Source organism: Amorphus orientalis, from assembly GCF_030814015.1.
In the GTDB taxonomy this organism is placed as follows: Bacteria; Pseudomonadota; Alphaproteobacteria; order Rhizobiales; family Amorphaceae; genus Amorphus; species Amorphus orientalis.
In genome coordinates this window covers 1061273-1078650 of sequence record NZ_JAUSUL010000002.1, presented here as the reverse complement: position 1 = coordinate 1078650, position 17378 = coordinate 1061273, and the positions used below count along the sequence as shown (strand labels likewise).

Sequence of the window (17378 nt, the reverse complement as noted above, 5' to 3'; positions counted from 1 at the left end):
TGCGCGAGCCGGAGGACCGGGTATGACGAGGCCTGCGCCGCATATGCGCGAATCCCAAATCTTCGATCGGGCGTCGATCCACGAGATCCAGCGCGCCGCGAACGAAGGCATCTACCGCATCCGCGGCTTCGGCGCGAAGCGCGCCGTGCCCCATTTCGACGATCTCGTGTTCCTGGGCGCGAGCATGTCGCGCTACCCGCTGGAGGGCTACCGCGAGCGCTGCGACACCGACGTCGTGCTGGGCTCCCGCTTCGCCAAGAAGCCGCTCCATCTCAAGATCCCGATCACGATCGCCGGCATGAGCTTCGGCTCGCTGTCGGCGAACGCCAAGGAGGCGCTCGGCCGCGGCGCCAACGAGGTCGGCACATCGACCACCACCGGCGACGGCGGGATGACCGACGAGGAGCGCGAGCACTCCAACCAGCTCGTCTACCAGCTGCTGCCGTCCCGCTATGGCATGAACCCGGTCCATCTGCGCAAGGCCGACGCGATCGAGGTCGTGGTGGGGCAGGGCGCCAAGCCCGGCGGCGGCGGCATGCTGCTCGGCCAGAAGATCTCCAAGCGCGTGGCGGCGATGCGCGACCTGCCGGAGGACATCGACCAGCGCTCGGCCTGTCGGCATCCCGACTGGACCGGTCCGGACGATCTGGAGATCAAGATCGAGGAGCTGCGCGAGCTCACCGGCTGGGAGAAGCCGATCTACGTCAAGGTCGGCGCGTCGCGCACCTATTACGACACGCTGCTCGCCGTGAAGTCCGGCGCCGACGTCATCGTCGTCGACGGGATGCAGGGCGGCACCGGTGCCACCCAGGAATGCTTCATCGAGAATGTCGGCATTCCGACGCTGCCCGCTGTCCGGCTGGCCAGCGACGCGCTGAAGGAACTCGGCGTTCATCGCCGCGGCGTCCAGCTCATCGTCTCCGGCGGCATCCGCACCGGCGCGGACGTCGCCAAGGCCATTGCCCTCGGTGCCGATGCGGTGTCGATCGGCACGGCCGCGCTGATCGCGCTCGGCGACAACCGCCCGGATCTGGCCGAAGAGTACGAAAAGCTCGGCACCGCGCCCGGCTTCTACGAGGACTGGCAGGCGGGCAACGACCCGGCCGGCATCACCACCCAGGACCCGGAGCTGGAAAAGAGGCTTGATCCGGTCAAGGCAGGACGGCGGCTCGCCAACTATCTCCGGGTGCTCACGCTGGAAGCCCAGACGCTCGCCCGGGCCTGCGGGAAGAGCCACGTCCACCACCTGGAGCCGGAAGACCTGCAGGCGCTGACCATCGAGGCGGCAGCCATGGCGCGTGTGCCGCTCGCCGGAACCGGGTGGATTCCGGGTCAGAATTTCTGACGTACGGCCCGAAACATGCACGTGCCGGACTGCCGCGGAGTGGCCGCGGATCCGGCGCCTGCCCGGACAGACTGCAAGACTGAGAAAAAAAGACCGTCACCAGAGGGGCCTTGGACGCATGACCGATCTCGCCCAGTTCGCGCGCGACACCGGCGTGAAATATTTCCTGATCAACTTCACCGATCTGAGGGGCGTGCAGCGCTCGAAGCTGGTGCCGGCACCGGCGATCGGGATGGTGCAGGAAAACGGTGCCGGTTTTGCCGGCTTCGCCACCTATCTCGACATGTCGCCGGCCGATCCGGACATGTTCGCGATGCCGGACGCCGACACGGTCATCCAGCTTCCCTGGAATCCGGACGTGGCCTGGGTCGCGAGCGACCTGATCATGGACGGCAAGCCGGTGTCCCAGGCGCCGCGCTGGGTCCTGAAAGACACGCTGGAGGCGGCATCCGAGCGCGGCTTCCGGATGATGGCCGGTATCGAGGCCGAGTATCACCTGATCGATCCCTCGGGCGAGGACATCTCCGATCCGCGCGATGTCGACGCCAAGCCCTGCTACGACCAGTCGGCGGTGATGCGCCGCTACGAGGTCGTGTCGGAGATCTGCGACGCGATGATCTCGCTGGGCTGGGGCCCGTATCAGAACGACCACGAGGACGCCAACGGCCAGTTCGAGATGAACTGGGACTATGCCGACGCGCTGGTCACCGCCGACCGGCACGCCTTCTTCAAGTTCATGGTCAAATCGATCGCGGAAAAGCACGGGCTTCGGGCGACCTTCATGCCGAAGCCGTTCCCGCACCTGACCGGCAACGGCTGCCATTCCCACGTCTCCATCTGGGAGACCGACGGGGACAAGAACCTTTTCGCCGACGACACGAACCCGCTGGGCCTGTCCCGGACGGCGCTCGCCTTCGTGGGCGGGCTTCTGGAGCATGCCGAGGCGATCTGCGCGCTGACCAATCCGACGGTCAACAGCTACAAGCGCATCAACGCCCCGGTAACGGCCTCGGGCGCGACCTGGTCGCCGAGCTCGGTCACCTGGACCGGCAACAACCGCACCCACATGATCCGCGTGCCCGATCCCGGCCGGTTCGAGTTCCGCCTGCCGGACGGATCGGCGAACCCGTACCTCCTGCAGGCCGCGCTGCTGGCCGCCGGTCTCGATGGCGTCGACCGGGAGCTGGACCCCGGCGAGCCGCTGCTGCATGTCAACATGTACACCGAGGGCCACACGGTGGACGCGCGCAAGCTGCCGCTCTACCTGATCGACGCGATCCGCGCCTTCGACGCCGACAGCGCGCTCAAGAGCAAGCTCGGCGACGACTTCTCGGCCTCCTACGTCAAAATGAAGATGGCGGAGTGGAACGACTATTCCCGTCACCTGACCGACTGGGAGCGCCAGCAGACATTGGATTGCTGAGGGCCTTTTCGCTCGCGCGGTTCGCTTCGCGTACCGCTCCGCAGGGGGCGGCGCAGCGGCGGCGCTGAACGGACGCTCAGAACTGGCCTCGCATTCGGGAGAGTGCGGGGCCTTCGTCATTCCGAGAGCGGTTCGGGCACCTCCGGCATCGGCCCGCGCTCGAGATAGGTCCCGAGCGCCACGTGGCTCCGGGTCGAGCGCACGCCTTCGATCTGCTGGATGCGCGACAGGAGGTGTTCCAGGCTGGCCGGGCCGGACGTTCGGACCTTCAGGATGAGGCAGGTGTCGCCGGTGACGGTGTGGATTTCTTCCACGTCGGCGAGGTCCTGAAGCGCGAGGACCGGTTTCGTCATGCCCCAGCCCTCGGTCGTGACATGGACGAAGGCCAGGAGCGGGCACCCGATCTTCTCGCCGTCCAGCCGCGCGACGGTGCCGCGGATGATCCCGTCGCGGCGCAGCCGCTTCACCCGTTCGTGGACCGCAGGGGCGGAGAGATGGACGTGCGCGGACAGGTCCGCATAGGATCGGTCCGCCCGTTCGGCGAGCAGCCTTAATATCATTCGGTCGGTCCGGTCGAGACCGGAAGGGTGTCGACTTCCCTGTCGAATGCCATTCGTTTCCATGGACGCCGCTCCCGATTTCCTTTGCCAGTTCTGCGTGATTTATCTCATCTGACCGTATGTCATACAAAGAAAGCTCATCTCAGACGAATCTTGTTCGGTCGATTGAGGTCGCGGCGCTGCTCGCGGCGGTGCTGCTGGTCGGGTCGAACGCCTTCGTCCTGAGCCCGATCCTGTCCGACGTGGCGTCCGGGCTCGGAACCGAGCCGTTCCGGGTGGCGTGGGCGATTTCCGCGTCCGGGGCGGCGACGGCGGTGTCGGCCCTGACGCTGGCGGGTCTGGTCGACCGCTTTCCGGCAGGACGGGTCCTCGGCGCGGCGGCGCTGCTTCTGGCGTTAGCCCAGGCCGCCGGTGCGGCCAGCCAGAACTGGATCTGGCTCTGTCTCTCCCAGGCGCTCGCGGGCGTGGCGGTCGGGATCATCCTGCCCGGGGCCTATGCCACCGCCGCGGCGACCGCGGAGCCGGGCCGCGAGGCCGCGCGGCTGGGATTCGTGCTGACCGGCTGGGCGCTGTCGCTGGTGTTCGCCGTTCCGCTGGCGGCGCTGGTCGCCGAGCAGTTCGGCTGGCGCTCGGTCTACGTCATTCTGGCCGGTCTCTCGGCGGTCGTGGGTGTCGGCCTGTTCGCCGGCCTGCGCGGCGTGCGCGCCGGAAGCGCTGCTCCGACGGCGCCCTTGCGCGCGCTGCGGCTGCCGAACGTGGCGCTGCTGCTTGCGGTGATGTTCGCGTTCATGACGGCGTTCTACGGCAGTTTCGCCTTTCTGGGAGAAGGGGTGCGGGCGGCGTTCGGCCTGACGGCCAAGGGAACCGGCGTGTTCGTGCTGGCCTACGGGCTGGGCTTCGGACTGGCCGGTATCGTCCTGGGCGTCGCGCCGCCGAAGATCTCGCGCGTCTACGTGCTGCTGGTCCTGTTCGGTCTCGCCTCCAGCTACTGGGCGTGGCGCTTCGCCCTCTCGTCGCCCACGGCGGCCTTCGGGGCGACGGTCATCTGGGGGATATTCAACCAGCTCGGCGTGAACGCCCTGGTGGTGTCGATGAACCGGCGGGCCGCCGAAGCCCGCGGGGCGGTCATGGGCCTCAACAGCGCCGTCACCTACTCGGCCGTCTTCGCCGGGCCGGTGGTGATGGGGCAGGTTTATGCCGGTTCGGGCTTTGTTGCGGTCACCGGGCTTGCCGCGGTCCTCATCCTGGTCGGCGCCGCAGTCAGCTGGAAGGCCCTGCAGCCGGCGGCGTGACTGCGCCGGATGCGGTCCGGCCGGACAGCCTCAGTCGCGGCTGTCGAGATGCTGCACCCGGCGCAGGTCGGGGAACATCTTCGCCCACAGACCCGCAACGGCCATGGTCCCGGCGCCGCCGACCACGACGGCGCCCACCGTTCCGATCATCGCCGCCATCACGCCGGCGCGGAACTCGCCGAGCTCGTTGGACGCGCCGACGAAGACCATGTTCACCGCGTTCACGCGTCCGCGCACGTCGTCCGGGGTCCACAGCTGCAGCAGGGTTTCGCGGACATAGACGCTGACCATGTCGAAGGCGCCCATCAGGGCGAGCGCCACGATCGAGATCCAGACCGTCTCCGACAGGCCGAACACGACCGTGAAGGCGCCGAAGGCGAACACGCACAGGAACATGGCGAGGCCGGCATGGTTGCGGATCGGGTTCATGGCCAGATAGACGGCCATGGCGACGGCGCCGACACCGGGCGCGGAGCGCAGGAGGCCGAGCCCCCAGGGGCCGAGATCGAGGATATCGCGGGCATAGACCGGCAGCAGGGCCGTGGCGCCGCCGAGCAGGACGGCGAACAGGTCCAGCGAGATGGCCCCGAGCACGACCTTCTCGTGGCGGATGTAGCGCAGCCCCGCGATCACGCTCTCCCACGTCGCCTTGGTGTTGACCGTCTTCTGGGCCGGCTGGGGGATCAGCATGATCAGGAGCATGGCGGTGAGGAACATGCCGGCCGCAGCGCCGTAGGCCGCGATCGGGTCGACGCCGTACAGCAGGCCGCCGGCGACCGGGCCGACGATGGTCGCGACCTGCCAGGCCGACGAGTTCCAGGCGATCGCGTTGGAGAGTTCCGCCTGGGGCACGATGTTGACGACCAGCGAACTCTGGGCCGGATTGAAGAAGGCGCGGGCCGTGCCGAAGACGACGAGGGTCGCGAAGATCGGCAGCACCGAGCCGGCGCCGGACAGCGTGAACACCAGAAGGAACACCGCGCATGCGGCTTCGACCGAAGCGCCGAGCATCATGATGGTGCGGCGCCGGTAGCGGTCCGAGGCCGTGCCGGCCACGAACACCAGGAGCAGCGCGGGCAGGAATTGCAGGAGGCCGACGAAGCCCAGGTCGAGCGGATTGCGGGTGATGTCGTAGACCTGCCAGCCGACGGCGACCGAGACGATCTGGACGGCGAAGGTGGCGGAGAAGCGGGCCGCCCAGTAGAGCGCGAAGCTCCTGTGGCGGAAGGCGGCGAAACGGGAAGCCGGGTGGCCGCCATGGGGAAGGGACATCGGCATGTCGCTTGTTGGACGGACCGCGCCACGGTGATCCGCGCGCGTGCGTCATGGTGGGGCAATCGAGCGGCCCCGAACAGGAATGATCAGCCGCTTTAGACCAAGCCGAGCGACGGCGCAAAGCCTGTCGACGGTGCCGCTGTCAGCCTTCGCCGGGGGCCGCAATGATGGAGAGATAGCGGGCGGGCATCGACAGGAGCGCGGCGGGCCCGTGCGGGGCGATGGCGTCGAAGAACAGCGAATCGCCGGGCGAGAGGGTGAACTCGCGCTCGCCGTGCCGGTAGATGAGTTCGCCCTCGAGCATGTAGATGAACTCCACGCCCTCGTGCTGGAATTCGGTAAAGACCTCGGACTGCTCGGTCAGGGTGATCAGGTACGGCTCCAGCGACACGCTGGAGCGGATCATGTGGCCGAGGAGCTGGTAGATGTGGCCGGCCCGGGTGCCGCGCCGGTCGATCTCCAGGCCCCGCCCGGCCGGCACGTAGGAGACGTCCCGGCTTTCCTCGAAGGAGCGGAAGAAGGCCGACAGCGGCAGGTTGAGCGCGCTGGCCAGCGTGGTGAGGGTGGACAGGGACGGCGAGGTCTGGCCGTTTTCGATCTTGGAGACCATGCCCGGCGACAGGCCCGTCGCCTGGGCCAGATCGGCAAGCGTCATCTGGTGCGCCTGCCGGTGGCGGCGCACCTCGCGGCCGATGTGCCGCTCGATCGAGCGTGTCTTCTCCGATGCGGCAGGCTCTGTCTGCGAGCTCATTCTCACCCGACCCGGCAGGGGAGCGCCCGGGAGAGGCGCCCCGATCAGACGATCAGCGGCAACGCGGCCGGGCGGGCGCCGTCCGCCGGGCCTGCCTCACACCGCCTTCGGATATGCGGTCTTCGGCGCCGTGCGCCAGTTGGAAATGCAGGGAATCTTGTTGCGGTCGCAGCGGTCGGCGTAGCTGCGGGCGATGTTGGTGACTTCCTCCATCAGACCTGCCTGGAGCGTGATCGGCGACAGGCCCATCCCGAGGAAGCGGTCGTTGGCGACGTGGAGGTCGTTCTCGTCCGCCTCGTTGCGCGGGTTGGGCAGATACTCGATCGACACGCCGGTCATCTCGGAGATCATTTCCGCGAGCGTCCGGATGCGGTGGGTCTCGGTCATCTGGTTCAGGATGTTCACCCGCTCGCCGGCCTGGGGCGGATTGTCGATCGCCAGCTCGATGCACTTGCAGGTGTCGCGGATGTTGATGAAGGCGCGGGTCTGGCCGCCGGTGCCGTGGACCGTCAGCGGATAGCCGATCGCCGCCTGCATCAGGAACCGGTTCAGCACCGTGCCGTAGTCGCCGTCATAGTCGAACCGGTTGATCAGCCGCTCGTCCATCGAGGTCTCGTCGGTCTGCGTGCCCCAGACGATGCCCTGATGCAGGTCGGTGATCTTCACCCCGTCGTTCTTGTTGTAATAGTGGAAGAAGAGCTGATCCTGGGTCTTCGTCATGTGGTAGATCGAGCCGGGATTGGCCGGATACAGGATCTCGTGATCGATCAGGTCCTCGCCGGTGTCGATCTTGATCTGGAGATAGCCCTCCGGGATCTTCATGCCGGCGGTGCCGTAGCCGTAGACGCCCATGGTCCCGAGATGGACCAGGTGGATGTCGAGGCCGGACTCCACGATGGCGCACAGCACGTCGTGGGTGGCGGTCAGGTTGTTGGAGACCGTGTAGCGCTTGTGGCGCGGCGTCTTCATGGAGTATGGCGCCGCCCGCTGCTCCGCGAAGTGGATGACCACGTCGGGCTTTTCGGTCTGCAGCAGGGTCAGAAGCCGGTGGTAGTGCTCGCCGACGGTGAAGGAGTGGTAGGGGATCTCCTTGCCGGTCAGCTCTTTCCAGACCTTGAGCCGCTCGCCCAGCGGCCGGATCGGGGTCAGCGATTCGACCTCGAGCTCGACGTCGATCTTGCGACGCGACAGGTTGTCCACGATCACGACGTCATGGCCGCGCTTCGACAGATGAAGGCTCGTCGGCCAGCCGCAAAACCCGTCGCCACCAAGGACAATTACCTTCGCCATACCCACTACCTGTTCATGCGGAGTTCGGGGCCGGGCGGATTTGAGCCGTCCGGACACCGATCATGCCGGTTCATCGTTTACGGCGCGGCGACGATTGCGACCGCACCATCCAGTGTTGCGCATCCGGTACGCCATCGTCGAGGCCGGCGAAGATTGCCGGCCCGGTTTGCCCCCGAATTTGTAATGTGGCTTAGCGCATCCGGACGGGCGATGCCAGCCGGAGACACCAGGCTTTTCTAAGGCTTTTCGCTCCGGCGTGTCCCTGTCACCGCCGGTCCGGACTTTCGGCCGGCGCGTGGAGCAAACCCCGCCAAACGGGCCGAAATGTGGAGGTCAGCGCCGAGTTGTGGCGACGAAGGCGGCGGCCCGCATTTCGCGCTCGCGGCGCTCGCGGCGGCGCATCGCCTCGGCATCGGCACCCCACAGCTGGATGTTCCAGTCCTCGTCGACGTGGGCAGCCGTCCAGGCATCGTCGACGCTGAGCCGGTCCCGGTAGACGGCCAGCGCGATCAGGACCGAGCCGGTCAGTGTCGTCATGGAGTGCAGCGCGGTGAGCGGCAGCGCCTCGTCCCGCGGAAGCAGGGCCTTCACGGCGCCGATCGCTTCCGGGGCCTGGGCCACCGGCATGACGCCCTCGGCCAGGATGAACCGGGCGCCGAGTTCGCGCTCCGCCCAGCCGAGGATCGGGTCCCAGATCTCCTTCTGGCGCTCGACCAGACCGTCGGGGCCGGAGGCGCGGTAGCACAGGAGATCGGTTTCCGCGTAGCCGGCGATGTCGTCGGCGACCGCCTCGCGGGCCGGATCGACGCCGTCCAGGGCGCTGTTCAGAAGCCGGGTGAGGGGCATCCGGTCGGGATCGATGCGGTCCTCCTGGGCGTCCCATTCGCCGGCGACCGCCGCGGCGATCCGCGAATCGGCAACGGTCAGGAGCTTCCCGCCGGGGGTGCGCACCGGCCGGCCGTCGAGGGTGATGGAGAAGCCGGCGTCCGCGGTGCTGGCTTCCGCCCGGTCGTAGAACCGCTTGGGAAGCTCCGGCCGCATCATGGTCTGCGCCCGGCGGACCGGGTCGGTCTCCTCGTGGGCGCCGAAAACGCTGTGGGCGCCGAAATCGTTGCCGCTCGTCATCCGTCGCTCCTTGTCCAGCCGACCGTGTCGGCGATTGCGGCCCGAAGGGAATCCACGTTGCTGCACATATGATCGCATCCCGCCGCCACAAGCGCTTCGACGGGATGATAGCCCCAGCCGACCCCGATCGCCGTGACACCGGCGGACTTGGCCATCTGCATGTCGAAGCTGGTGTCGCCGATGACGACGGTCGCCTGCCGCTCCGCACCGGTTTCGGCGAGCGCCTGTTCGACCATCCCGGGATGCGGCTTGGACGGGGCGTCGTCGGCGGTCTGGATCGTGGCGAACCGGCCTTCGAGCTCGAACCGCTTCAAGACCATGTCGACGCCGCGGCGGGACTTGCCGGTGACTATGCCGAGCAGGAGGTCGTCGGCGCGGTGGAGATCGTGCAGCAGTGCCTCGATGCCGGGAAAGAGCGGCTCGTGATGGGCGGCGTCCGCGCGCAGGTCGCGAAAGGAGTTCTTGTAGGCTTCCACCACGCGTGGAACCTCGCCGACGTGCTCGGCGCCGACCAGGGCGCCGACCGCCTGGGGCAGGGAGAGCCCGATGATGCCCAGGATCGCGGTGCGCTCGGGGGCCGGGAAGCCTTCGGCGTCGAATGCGCGCTCCATCGCGGCGACGATGATGTGCTGGCTGTCGACGAGGGTTCCGTCGCAATCGAAGAGGATGAGTTTCATCGGGTCGGGCGTCTCACTGGAACGCGTTCCGTTCGGCCGCGGCAGGCGCGCCGAAACGGGACATGTTCAAAAATATCGAATCCGGCGCCGTTTCCTGTCGCCCGGATGTCGTCATCGGCGCGGAACAGGCTCCGGGAAGCGCGCCGTGCTGACACGCCGCGGCACCGGGTGCAAGGCGGTGGGCGGTCTCAACCGCGTTCGGACAGGACCTCGTCCAGGGAGTTGGTGCCGGTGACGATCATGCGCGCGACGAGGGCGGCATAGTCCTGCCGGCTGATCGGACCGCCCGGCCGGAACCAGAGATAGTGCCAGTTGAGCATGCCGAACAGGGACATGGTGACCGGCTTGAGGAGTCGGGGGTCGCGGCGCAGGTCCGGGTTGGCATGGGCGATCGCTTCGGCGAAGACGTCGACGAGCCGGCGTTCCATCTCCTTCAATCGGTCCTGCTTGTCGGCGGGAAGCCGGCTCAGATTGTTGATCTGCACCTTGTGCTCCGCGTCGGCATCCCGGTAGGCCTCCAGGATCGCCGTGCACAAGAGGACCAGCCGCTCGGTGGGTCCGAGATCGGCGGGCACCGCCTCGACGGCGGCCACCAGATCCTCCAGATGCGCCTCGATGACGTCGAAGAGGAGCTGCTCCTTGTTGGTGTAGTAGTGGTAGAGCAGGGCCTTGGAGACGCCGCAGGCAAGCGCGATCTGGCTCATCGACGCGCCGTCGAAGCCGGTCTCGGCGAAGGCGTGGGCCGCCGCCGAAAGGATTGCCTTGCGTTTGTCGTCGTAATCGACCGCGCGCGGGCGGGCCATTCGAACCTTCCTTCACCTCGCGCGCGGGGCGGCTTGTGCCCCTCGCGCCGTTTCAGCCTTTCGGCCGCCGGTCGATGACGCGCTGCGCCTTGCCCATGGACCGTTCCACGCCACCCGGGTCGGCAACCACAATCCGCGTCGATACGCCGATGTTGTTCTTGATGTGGGCCTTCAGCTCGGCCGCCTGGGCGGCACGGCTTGCCTCGTCGGCCAGGCCCTCGCGGGCTTCCACATGAACGGTGACCTCGTCCATGCGACCCTCACGGGTTACTTCGATCACGTAGTGGGGGGCAAGCCCGCTGCAGCGCAAAAGCTGTTCTTCCACCTGGGTCGGGAACACGTTGACGCCGCGGATGATCAGCATGTCGTCGGACCGCCCGGTGACCTTTTCCATCCGCCGCATGGTGCGGGCGGTGCCCGGCAGAAGCCGGGTCAGGTCGCGGGTCCGGTAGCGGATGATCGGCAGCGCTTCCTTGGTGAGCGAGGTGAAGACCAGTTCGCCGACTTCGCCGTCGGCGACCGGCATCCCGGTCTCCTGGTTGATCACTTCCGGATAGAAATGATCCTCCCAGATGTGCAGGCCGTCCTTGGTCTCGACGCACTCGTTGGCGACGCCCGGACCCATCACCTCCGACAGGCCGTAGATGTCGACGGCATGGATGTCGAAGGCCGATTCGATCTCCTGGCGGACCGAGTTGGTCCAGGGTTCGGCGCCGAAGATGCCGACCTTCAGCGAGGTCGTCGCCGGATCGATGCCGCGATGGCGGAACTCGTCCAGGATCGCCAGCATGTAGGAGGGCGTGACCATGATGATGTCGGGCTTGAAGTCCTCGATCAGCTGGACCTGCCGTTCCGTCATGCCGCCGGAGATCGGCACCACGGTGCAGCCGAGCTTTTCGGCGCCGTAGTGGGCGCCGAGGCCGCCGGTGAACAGGCCGTAGCCGTAGGAGACATGGACGATCATGCCCGGCCGGCCGCCGGATGCCCGGATCGACCTGGCGACGACTTCCGACCAGACCTCGATGTCATGCTTGGTGTAGCCGACCACGGTCGGCTTGCCAGTGGTGCCCGACGAGGCGTGGACGCGCGCCACCTTTTCCCGCGGGACGGCGAACATGCCGAACGGGTAATTGTCGCGGAGGTCCTGCTTCGTCGTGAACGGGAATTTCGCGAGGTCTTCGAGCGAGGTCAGGTCATCCGGATGGACGCCGGCCGCATCGAAGGATTTCCGGTAGTGGGGCACGTTCTCATAGGCATGGCTGAGCGACCATTTCAGGCGCTCGAGCTGAAGCGCGGCAATCTCGTCGCGGGAGGCGACTTCGATCGGATCGAGAATGTCCCGGGTGGGGCTCAGGTCGAGCATGGCGTTCCTCCTTGGCGCCCGCCGAAGGTGCCGGTCTATCGGCGCCGGCATCCGGTCGGCGGGCGAGACGACGATGTTTTTCAGGGGCTCGGGGGCCGGGTGTCCTCGTCGAGCAGCGTGCCCGAGATGGTTCGGGACTGGCCCCGGAATTCCGCAATCGTGCTGCCGGTCTGATCGACCACCGTGATGTCGTAGATGCCGGAGCGGCCCTCCCGCCAGCGCTCCTCGGCGCGGGCGGTGAGAAGGTCACCGAGCTTCGCTGCCTTCACGAAGCTGATCGAGCACATCTGGGCGACGGTGCGCTGATTGTAGGTGTTGCAGGAGAAGGCAAAGGCGGAATCGGCAAGCGCGAAGATGAAGCCGCCGTGGCAGATGGCGTGGCCGTTCACCATGTGGTCCTGCACCGGCATGGTCAGCTCCGCCTTGCCGGGGGCGACGGAGACCAGCTCCATGCCCTGACCTCGGGAGGCCTTGTCCTCGGCCCACATGGCGTCGGCGCAGGCGCGGGCGATGTCCTGGGCGTTCATGGCCGTGCCTCAGCCCTTGCGGCCGGCAAAGGCCGGCGGCCGCTTCTCCATGAACGCGCGCACGCCCTCGGCATAGTCCGGGTGACGGCCGGCCGCGCGCTGGGTGTCGCGTTCCAGGTCGAGCTGGGTGGCGAGGTCGTTGTCGAGCGAGGCGTCGAGAAGGGTGCGCTGGCGGACCAGGCCTTCCGTCGGCGCCTTGCCGAACTGGGCGGCGAGCTTGGTCGCGTCGTCCATCAGGGCGTCGTCGTCGACCGCCCGGTAGATCATGCCCCAGGCTTCGGCCGTTTCGGCCGGGACCGGCTCGGCGGTGAGGCAGATCGCCTTGGCGCGGGCCAGTCCGATAAGGCGCGGCAGGATCCAGGTGCCGCCGGAATCCGGCACCAGGCCGATCTTGGCGAACGCCTGGATGAACTTGGCGGAGCGGGCGGCGAGAACGATGTCGCAGTTGAGCGCGATGTTGGCGCCGGCGCCGGCAGCCGTTCCGTTGACCGCCGCGATCACCGGGAAGGGGAGGTCGTGCAGCTTGCGGATCAGCGGATTGTACCAGGTCTCGATGGTCTGGCCGAGATCCGGGGCCTCGCCCCCTTCCGGCCGCACCCGGTCGGAGAGATCCTGGCCGGCACAGAAGCCGCGCCCGGCGCCGGTGAGCACCAGCGCGCGACAATCGGTGTCGGCCCGCGCCTCGTCGAGGGCGTCGGCGAGCGCCTGGTGCATCGCTTCGTTGAAGGAATTGAGCTTGTCCGGGCGGTTCAGCGTGACCAGCCGGTAGCCCTCGCGCACTTCGGTGAGAACCGGAGTCTCGGCCATGGCATTCTCTCCCAATCATGTCGGCGGTTGTCGATGCGATCCCCTTATCACGCGGATCGCCCTTACCGCTCTTTCGTCCGAAATCAGGGCTTGACTGACCGGACGGTTAATCAATTAGTATGAGCGAAAAGCAGGCCTGTCAACGCGTTCGCATAGGCGACGGACGGGCTGAAAGATCGCCGCCGCACCAGGCCGGCGGCACAGGGAGAGAGATATGTCGGAGCTGTTCGACCGCCACCGCGAAACCCTGAAACAGGCCGTCGAGGCCGCCCACACGCGCGGCTACTGGTCGCCCTATCCGGAGATGCCGTCCGGCAAGATCTACGGCGAGACGGCGAAGGCCGACGGCGAGGCCGCCTTCAAGGCGATGCTGGACGCCCCGTTCGACCTGGACCAGCCGACCACGGGCAAGCGCGTCGGCAAGGAAGAGAGCCCGTACGGCTTCAAGCTCGGCACGACCTATCCGGCGGTCGACGTCGATCAGCTGGTGAGTGCAGCCAAGACGGCCGGCAAGGCCTGGGCGCAGGCGTCCGTCGAGACCCGTGTCGGCGTCTGCCTCGAGGTGCTCGCCCGTATCAACCGGCAGTCGTTCGCGATGGCGAGCGCGGTCATGCACACGTCCGGGCAGGCGTGGATGATGGCGTTCCAGGCCGGCGGCCCGCACGCCCAGGACCGCGGCCTCGAAGCGGTGGCCTATGCCTACGAGGAGATGTCGAAGATCCCCGGGGCCGTTCGCTGGGAGAAGCCCCAGGGCAAAAATCCGCCGGCGGTGCTGGACAAGACCTTCAAGGTGATCCCGCGCGGGATCGGTCTGGTGATCGGCTGCGCGACCTTCCCGAACTGGAACTCCTATTCGGCCTATTTTGCGGATCTGGCGACCGGCAACGCCGTCATCGTCAAGCCGCACCCGATGGCGATCCTGCCGCTCGCGCTGACCGTGAAGATCACCCGCGAAGTCCTTGCCGAACAAGGCTTTGATCCGAACGTGGCGCTGCTGGCGCCGGACGAGCCCGACGCCCCGATCACCAAGGAGCTGGTGGCGCATCCGGAGATCGGGATCATCGATTTCACCGGCTCGCGGACGTTCGGCGACTGGATCCGCCAGAACGCGGCTGGCAAGCTGGTCTACACCGAGGAGACCGGCGTCAATTCGGTGGTCGCGCTGTCGACGGATTCCTTCAAGGGCATGTGCGGCAACATCGCCTTCTCGCTCTCGCTCTATTCGGGCCAGATGTGCACGGCGCCGCAGAACGTGTTCGTGCCCAGGGACGGGATCGAGACCGACGAGGGTCACAAGAGCGTGGACGAGGTGGCCGAGGGGATCGGCAAGTCGCTTGCGAAGCTGCTCGGGGATCCGGACCGCGCCATGGGGATCCTGGGCGCCGTCCAGAACCCGGACACGCTGAAGCGCATTGAGGCGGCCCGCGGGTTCGGCCGGGTGGTGCACGAGTCGGCGCCGGTGACGGGCGACTCCGTTCCGGAAGGCGCGCGCACGGCGACACCGCTTCTGGTGCAGCTCGATGCGGGCGACGAGGCGGCCTATCTGGAAGAGCGCTTCGGGCCGATCGCCTTTGTGATTGCCGCCACGGACGGGCCGGACGCGATCAGGCGTGCGGCTGGAGCCGCGAAGACCAAGGGTGCCATCACGGCGTCGATCTATTCGACCGACGATGGCCAGCTTGCCGCGGCGGAGGAGGCCTTCGCGGAGGCCGGCGCGCCGCTCTCGGAGAATTTGACCGGCCAGATCCTGGTGAACCAGTCGGCCGCGTTTTCCGATTTTCATGTGTCGGGGGCGAACCCGGCAGGCACTGCCAGCCTGACCGACGCCGCCTTCGTCGCCAACAGGTTCCGCGTTGCCACGGTGCGCCGACAGGCCGCCTGAGCTTCGAAGGAGCAGCGATCGAAATCGCTCGAAAATACTGGGAGGAAGAAAGACATGACTAGGCTTCGTCGACTTACGCGACTGGCCGCGGTGTCCGCCAGCGCGCTCGCGCTCGGCCTGACCGCTGCCGCTGCCGCGGACCCGATCAAGATCGGCTCCGTTCTCGCCGTCACCGGACCGGCGTCGTTCCTCGGGGATCCCGAGGAGAAGACGCTTCAGATGTACGTGGATCAGATCAACGAGGCCGGCGGTGTCGACGGTCGACAGATCGAACTGATCGTCTACGATTCCGGCGGCGATCCCAACAAGGCGCGCACCTTTGCGACGCGTCTGATCGAGGACGACGAGGTGTCCGCGATCATCGGCGATTCCACGACCGGCGCGACCATGGCGATGGTGCCGCTCGCCCAGGACTATGAAGTGCCGATGATCTCGCTGGCCGGCGCGGTCGTGATCATCGATCCGGTCAAGGAGTACGTCTTCAAGACGCCGCACACCGACCGCATGGCCTGCGAGAAGATCTTCCAGGACATGAAGGCCAACGGCTACACCAAGATCGGCATGATTTCCGGCACCGGCGGCTTCGGCAAGTCGATGCGGGAGCAGTGCCTGGACGTGGTCGGCACCTACGATATCGAGGTCGTCGCCGACGAGACCTACGGCCCGTCCGACGCCGACATGACGCCGCAGCTCACCAAGATCAAGAACACCGACGGCGTGCAGGCGGTGATCAACCCCGGCTTTGGCCAGGGTCCCGCGATCGTGACCCGCAACTATCGCCAGCTCGGGATCGACGTGCCGCTCTATCAGAGCCACGGCGTGGCCTCGAAGAGCTTCATCGAGCTCGCCGGTGACGCGGCCAACGGCGTCCGGCTTCCGGCCGCGGCCCTTCTGGTCGCCGACAAGCTGCCGGACGACGACCCGCAGAAGGAAGTCGTGGTGAACTACAAGACCACCTACGAGGAGGCGACCGGCGAGCCGGTGTCCACCTTCGGCGGTCACGCCTACGACGCGCTGATGATGCTGGTCGCGGCTATCGAGAAGGCCGGCTCCGACGATCCGGCCGCCATCCGCGACGCCCTCGAGCAGACCTCTGGCTTCATCGGCACCGCCGGCGAGGTGAACATGAGCGCCGACGACCATCTCGGCCTCGACGTCTCCGCGTTCGAGATGCTGGAGATCCAGGACGGCGACTGGGTCATCATCGGCGAGAACTGATCTCGCGCGATCGTGCCGGCCGGGAGAGATCCGGCCGGCACGCCTTCTTGCTTTGCACCCTTTCTGAAACGGCCGCCGCTCCCTTCGGGCCGGCCGGACTACGGGGCGGTCAGCGACCGCCGGGCACCCTTGGGTCCCGGCGCGGCGCGTCACTCGGGCGGAACCGATGGCTGAATTTCTGCAGTTTGCGTTTTCGGGGCTGACGGTCGGCGCGGTCTATGCGCTCGTCGCCCTCGGCTTCACGCTGATCTACAACGCCTCCGACGTGGTGAACTTCGCCCAGGGCGAGTTCGTGATGATCGGCGGCATGGCGACGGTGTTCATCGCCGCGGTGGGTGTGCCGCTTCCGGTCGCGGCGCTGTCGGCCATCGTCGTGGCGATGATCGTTGGGCTGCTGCTTCACCGCCTGGCGATCGAGCCGGCGCGCGGGGCGGACGCGGTGACGCTGATCATCATCACCATCGGCGCGTCGATCTTCCTGCGCAGCGCGGCGAGCTTCATCTTCGACAAGCAGTTCCACACGCTGCCCCCGTTCACCGGCGACACGCCGATCCTGTTCGGCGGCGCGGCGATCCTGCCCCAGAGCCTGTGGGTGCTGGCCGGCGGCTTCGTGATCGTCATCCTGCTGTGGGCGTTCATGAGCCGGACCATCCTCGGCAAGGCGATCCTGGCCACGGCTGCGAACCGGCTTGCGGCGCGTCTCGTCGGCATCAACACCAGCTACGTGGTCGGCCTGTCGTTCGCGCTGTCGGCGGCGATCGGCGCCATTGCCGGCATACTGGTCACGCCGATCACGCTGACGCGCTATGACGTCGGCACGCTGCTCGCCCTCAAGGGTTTCGCGGCGGCGATGTTCGGCGGCATGGGCAGCCCGATCGGCGCCATCGTCGGCGGCCTCATCATCGGCCTGCTGGAGGCCTTCGGCGCCGGCTACATCTCGTCGGAGTACAAGGACGCCATCGCCTTCATCGTGATCCTGGGCGTTCTGTTCTTCATGCCCACAGGGCTGTTCGGCCGGAAAAGCGTGGAGCGGGTCTGAA

General features: G+C 67.3%; 16 protein-coding genes. 6 read left to right on the top strand and 10 right to left on the bottom strand.

Features of this window, described 5'->3' with window-relative positions:
- Positions 1-43 precede the first annotated feature (43 nt).
- Positions 44-1345 carry an FMN-binding glutamate synthase family protein gene (locus J2S73_RS12805; RefSeq protein ID WP_370874430.1) on the top strand — a complete coding sequence of 434 codons (1302 nt, stop codon included), beginning with the start codon at positions 44-46 and terminating at the stop codon, positions 1343-1345.
- A 118-nt stretch (positions 1346-1463) separates the two neighbouring features.
- Positions 1464-2768: a type III glutamate--ammonia ligase gene (gene glnT, locus J2S73_RS12800; RefSeq protein ID WP_306885933.1), complete on the top strand. Its 1305-nt coding sequence runs from the start codon at positions 1464-1466 to the stop codon at positions 2766-2768.
- Positions 2769-2884: 116 nt separating this feature from the next.
- Here the strand turns inward: glnT and J2S73_RS12795 are convergent, their stop codons facing one another.
- On the bottom strand, positions 2885-3391 hold the full coding sequence (locus tag J2S73_RS12795; protein WP_306885932.1) for an Lrp/AsnC family transcriptional regulator: 507 nt from the start codon (positions 3389-3391) through the stop codon (positions 2885-2887).
- A 56-nt stretch (positions 3392-3447) separates the two neighbouring features.
- Between J2S73_RS12795 and J2S73_RS12790 the strand changes: the two genes are divergently transcribed.
- Complete coding sequence (locus J2S73_RS12790) at positions 3448-4620, top strand: MFS transporter (protein WP_306885931.1); 1173 nt, start codon at positions 3448-3450, stop codon at positions 4618-4620.
- 30 nt (positions 4621-4650) lie between these two features.
- Here J2S73_RS12790 and J2S73_RS12785 read toward each other — a convergent pair whose 3' ends face one another.
- From J2S73_RS12785 to paaG, 9 genes are all read right to left on the bottom strand, one after another.
- Complete coding sequence (locus J2S73_RS12785; protein WP_306885930.1) at positions 4651-5892, bottom strand: MFS transporter; 1242 nt, start codon at positions 5890-5892, stop codon at positions 4651-4653.
- A gap of 145 nt (positions 5893-6037) precedes the next feature.
- A complete protein-coding gene (locus J2S73_RS12780; RefSeq protein ID WP_306885929.1) occupies positions 6038-6646 on the bottom strand; it encodes a helix-turn-helix domain-containing protein in 609 nt (202 codons plus the stop codon).
- A gap of 96 nt (positions 6647-6742) precedes the next feature.
- A complete protein-coding gene (locus J2S73_RS12775) occupies positions 6743-7936 on the bottom strand; it encodes an NAD-dependent epimerase/dehydratase family protein (protein WP_306885928.1) in 1194 nt (397 codons plus the stop codon).
- Between the two features lie 333 nt (positions 7937-8269).
- Entirely contained in the window at positions 8270-9061 is a 792-nt protein-coding gene (locus J2S73_RS12770) for an ATP12 family chaperone protein (RefSeq protein WP_306885927.1), read from the bottom strand.
- The gene (locus J2S73_RS12765) at positions 9058-9738 is read right to left on the bottom strand and encodes an HAD-IA family hydrolase (protein ID WP_306885926.1); all 681 of its coding nucleotides are present in this window, start codon (positions 9736-9738) and stop codon (positions 9058-9060) included. The genes J2S73_RS12770 and J2S73_RS12765 overlap by 4 nt, the downstream gene beginning before the upstream one ends.
- A gap of 188 nt (positions 9739-9926) precedes the next feature.
- The gene (locus J2S73_RS12760) at positions 9927-10541 is read right to left on the bottom strand and encodes a TetR/AcrR family transcriptional regulator (RefSeq protein ID WP_306885925.1); all 615 of its coding nucleotides are present in this window, start codon (positions 10539-10541) and stop codon (positions 9927-9929) included.
- A gap of 52 nt (positions 10542-10593) precedes the next feature.
- Positions 10594-11904 carry a phenylacetate--CoA ligase PaaK gene (gene paaK, locus J2S73_RS12755; protein WP_306885924.1) on the bottom strand — a complete coding sequence of 437 codons (1311 nt, stop codon included), beginning with the start codon at positions 11902-11904 and terminating at the stop codon, positions 10594-10596.
- A gap of 80 nt (positions 11905-11984) precedes the next feature.
- Positions 11985-12431, bottom strand: a complete 447-nt coding sequence (paaI, locus tag J2S73_RS12750; protein WP_306885923.1) for a hydroxyphenylacetyl-CoA thioesterase PaaI — start codon at positions 12429-12431, stop codon at positions 11985-11987.
- A 9-nt stretch (positions 12432-12440) separates the two neighbouring features.
- Complete coding sequence (gene paaG, locus J2S73_RS12745; RefSeq protein ID WP_306885922.1) at positions 12441-13238, bottom strand: 2-(1,2-epoxy-1,2-dihydrophenyl)acetyl-CoA isomerase PaaG; 798 nt, start codon at positions 13236-13238, stop codon at positions 12441-12443.
- A 214-nt stretch (positions 13239-13452) separates the two neighbouring features.
- Here paaG and paaN point away from each other — a divergent pair, with 214 nt between their 5' ends.
- The 3 genes from paaN (at position 13453) to J2S73_RS12730 (ending at position 17377) form a co-directional block, all read left to right on the top strand.
- A complete protein-coding gene (paaN, locus tag J2S73_RS12740) occupies positions 13453-15120 on the top strand; it encodes a phenylacetic acid degradation protein PaaN (RefSeq protein ID WP_306885921.1) in 1668 nt (555 codons plus the stop codon).
- 54 nt (positions 15121-15174) lie between these two features.
- Positions 15175-16338, top strand: a complete 1164-nt coding sequence (locus J2S73_RS12735) for an ABC transporter substrate-binding protein (RefSeq protein WP_306885920.1) — start codon at positions 15175-15177, stop codon at positions 16336-16338.
- Between the two features lie 166 nt (positions 16339-16504).
- Complete coding sequence (locus J2S73_RS12730; RefSeq protein WP_306885919.1) at positions 16505-17377, top strand: branched-chain amino acid ABC transporter permease; 873 nt, start codon at positions 16505-16507, stop codon at positions 17375-17377.
- Position 17378 lies beyond the last annotated feature (1 nt).

What these genes read in the sequence shown, in the direction of transcription:
- J2S73_RS12805 (WP_370874430.1), top strand. Translation starts at nt 44, where the DNA reads ATGCGCGAATCCCAAATCTTCGATCGGGCGTCGATCCACGAGATCCAG.
- glnT (WP_306885933.1), top strand. Translation starts at nt 1,464, where the DNA reads ATGACCGATCTCGCCCAGTTCGCGCGCGACACCGGCGTGAAATATTTC.
- J2S73_RS12795 (WP_306885932.1), bottom strand. Translation starts at nt 3,391, where the DNA reads ATGGAAACGAATGGCATTCGACAGGGAAGTCGACACCCTTCCGGTCTC.
- J2S73_RS12790 (WP_306885931.1), top strand. Translation starts at nt 3,448, where the DNA reads ATGTCATACAAAGAAAGCTCATCTCAGACGAATCTTGTTCGGTCGATT.
- J2S73_RS12785 (WP_306885930.1), bottom strand. Translation starts at nt 5,892, where the DNA reads ATGTCCCTTCCCCATGGCGGCCACCCGGCTTCCCGTTTCGCCGCCTTC.
- J2S73_RS12780 (WP_306885929.1), bottom strand. Translation starts at nt 6,646, where the DNA reads ATGAGCTCGCAGACAGAGCCTGCCGCATCGGAGAAGACACGCTCGATC.
- J2S73_RS12775 (WP_306885928.1), bottom strand. Translation starts at nt 7,936, where the DNA reads ATGGCGAAGGTAATTGTCCTTGGTGGCGACGGGTTTTGCGGCTGGCCG.
- J2S73_RS12770 (WP_306885927.1), bottom strand. Translation starts at nt 9,061, where the DNA reads ATGACGAGCGGCAACGATTTCGGCGCCCACAGCGTTTTCGGCGCCCAC.
- J2S73_RS12765 (WP_306885926.1), bottom strand. Translation starts at nt 9,738, where the DNA reads ATGAAACTCATCCTCTTCGATTGCGACGGAACCCTCGTCGACAGCCAG.
- J2S73_RS12760 (WP_306885925.1), bottom strand. Translation starts at nt 10,541, where the DNA reads ATGGCCCGCCCGCGCGCGGTCGATTACGACGACAAACGCAAGGCAATC.
- paaK (WP_306885924.1), bottom strand. Translation starts at nt 11,904, where the DNA reads ATGCTCGACCTGAGCCCCACCCGGGACATTCTCGATCCGATCGAAGTC.
- paaI (WP_306885923.1), bottom strand. Translation starts at nt 12,431, where the DNA reads ATGAACGCCCAGGACATCGCCCGCGCCTGCGCCGACGCCATGTGGGCC.
- paaG (WP_306885922.1), bottom strand. Translation starts at nt 13,238, where the DNA reads ATGGCCGAGACTCCGGTTCTCACCGAAGTGCGCGAGGGCTACCGGCTG.
- paaN (WP_306885921.1), top strand. Translation starts at nt 13,453, where the DNA reads ATGTCGGAGCTGTTCGACCGCCACCGCGAAACCCTGAAACAGGCCGTC.
- J2S73_RS12735 (WP_306885920.1), top strand. Translation starts at nt 15,175, where the DNA reads ATGACTAGGCTTCGTCGACTTACGCGACTGGCCGCGGTGTCCGCCAGC.
- J2S73_RS12730 (WP_306885919.1), top strand. Translation starts at nt 16,505, where the DNA reads ATGGCTGAATTTCTGCAGTTTGCGTTTTCGGGGCTGACGGTCGGCGCG.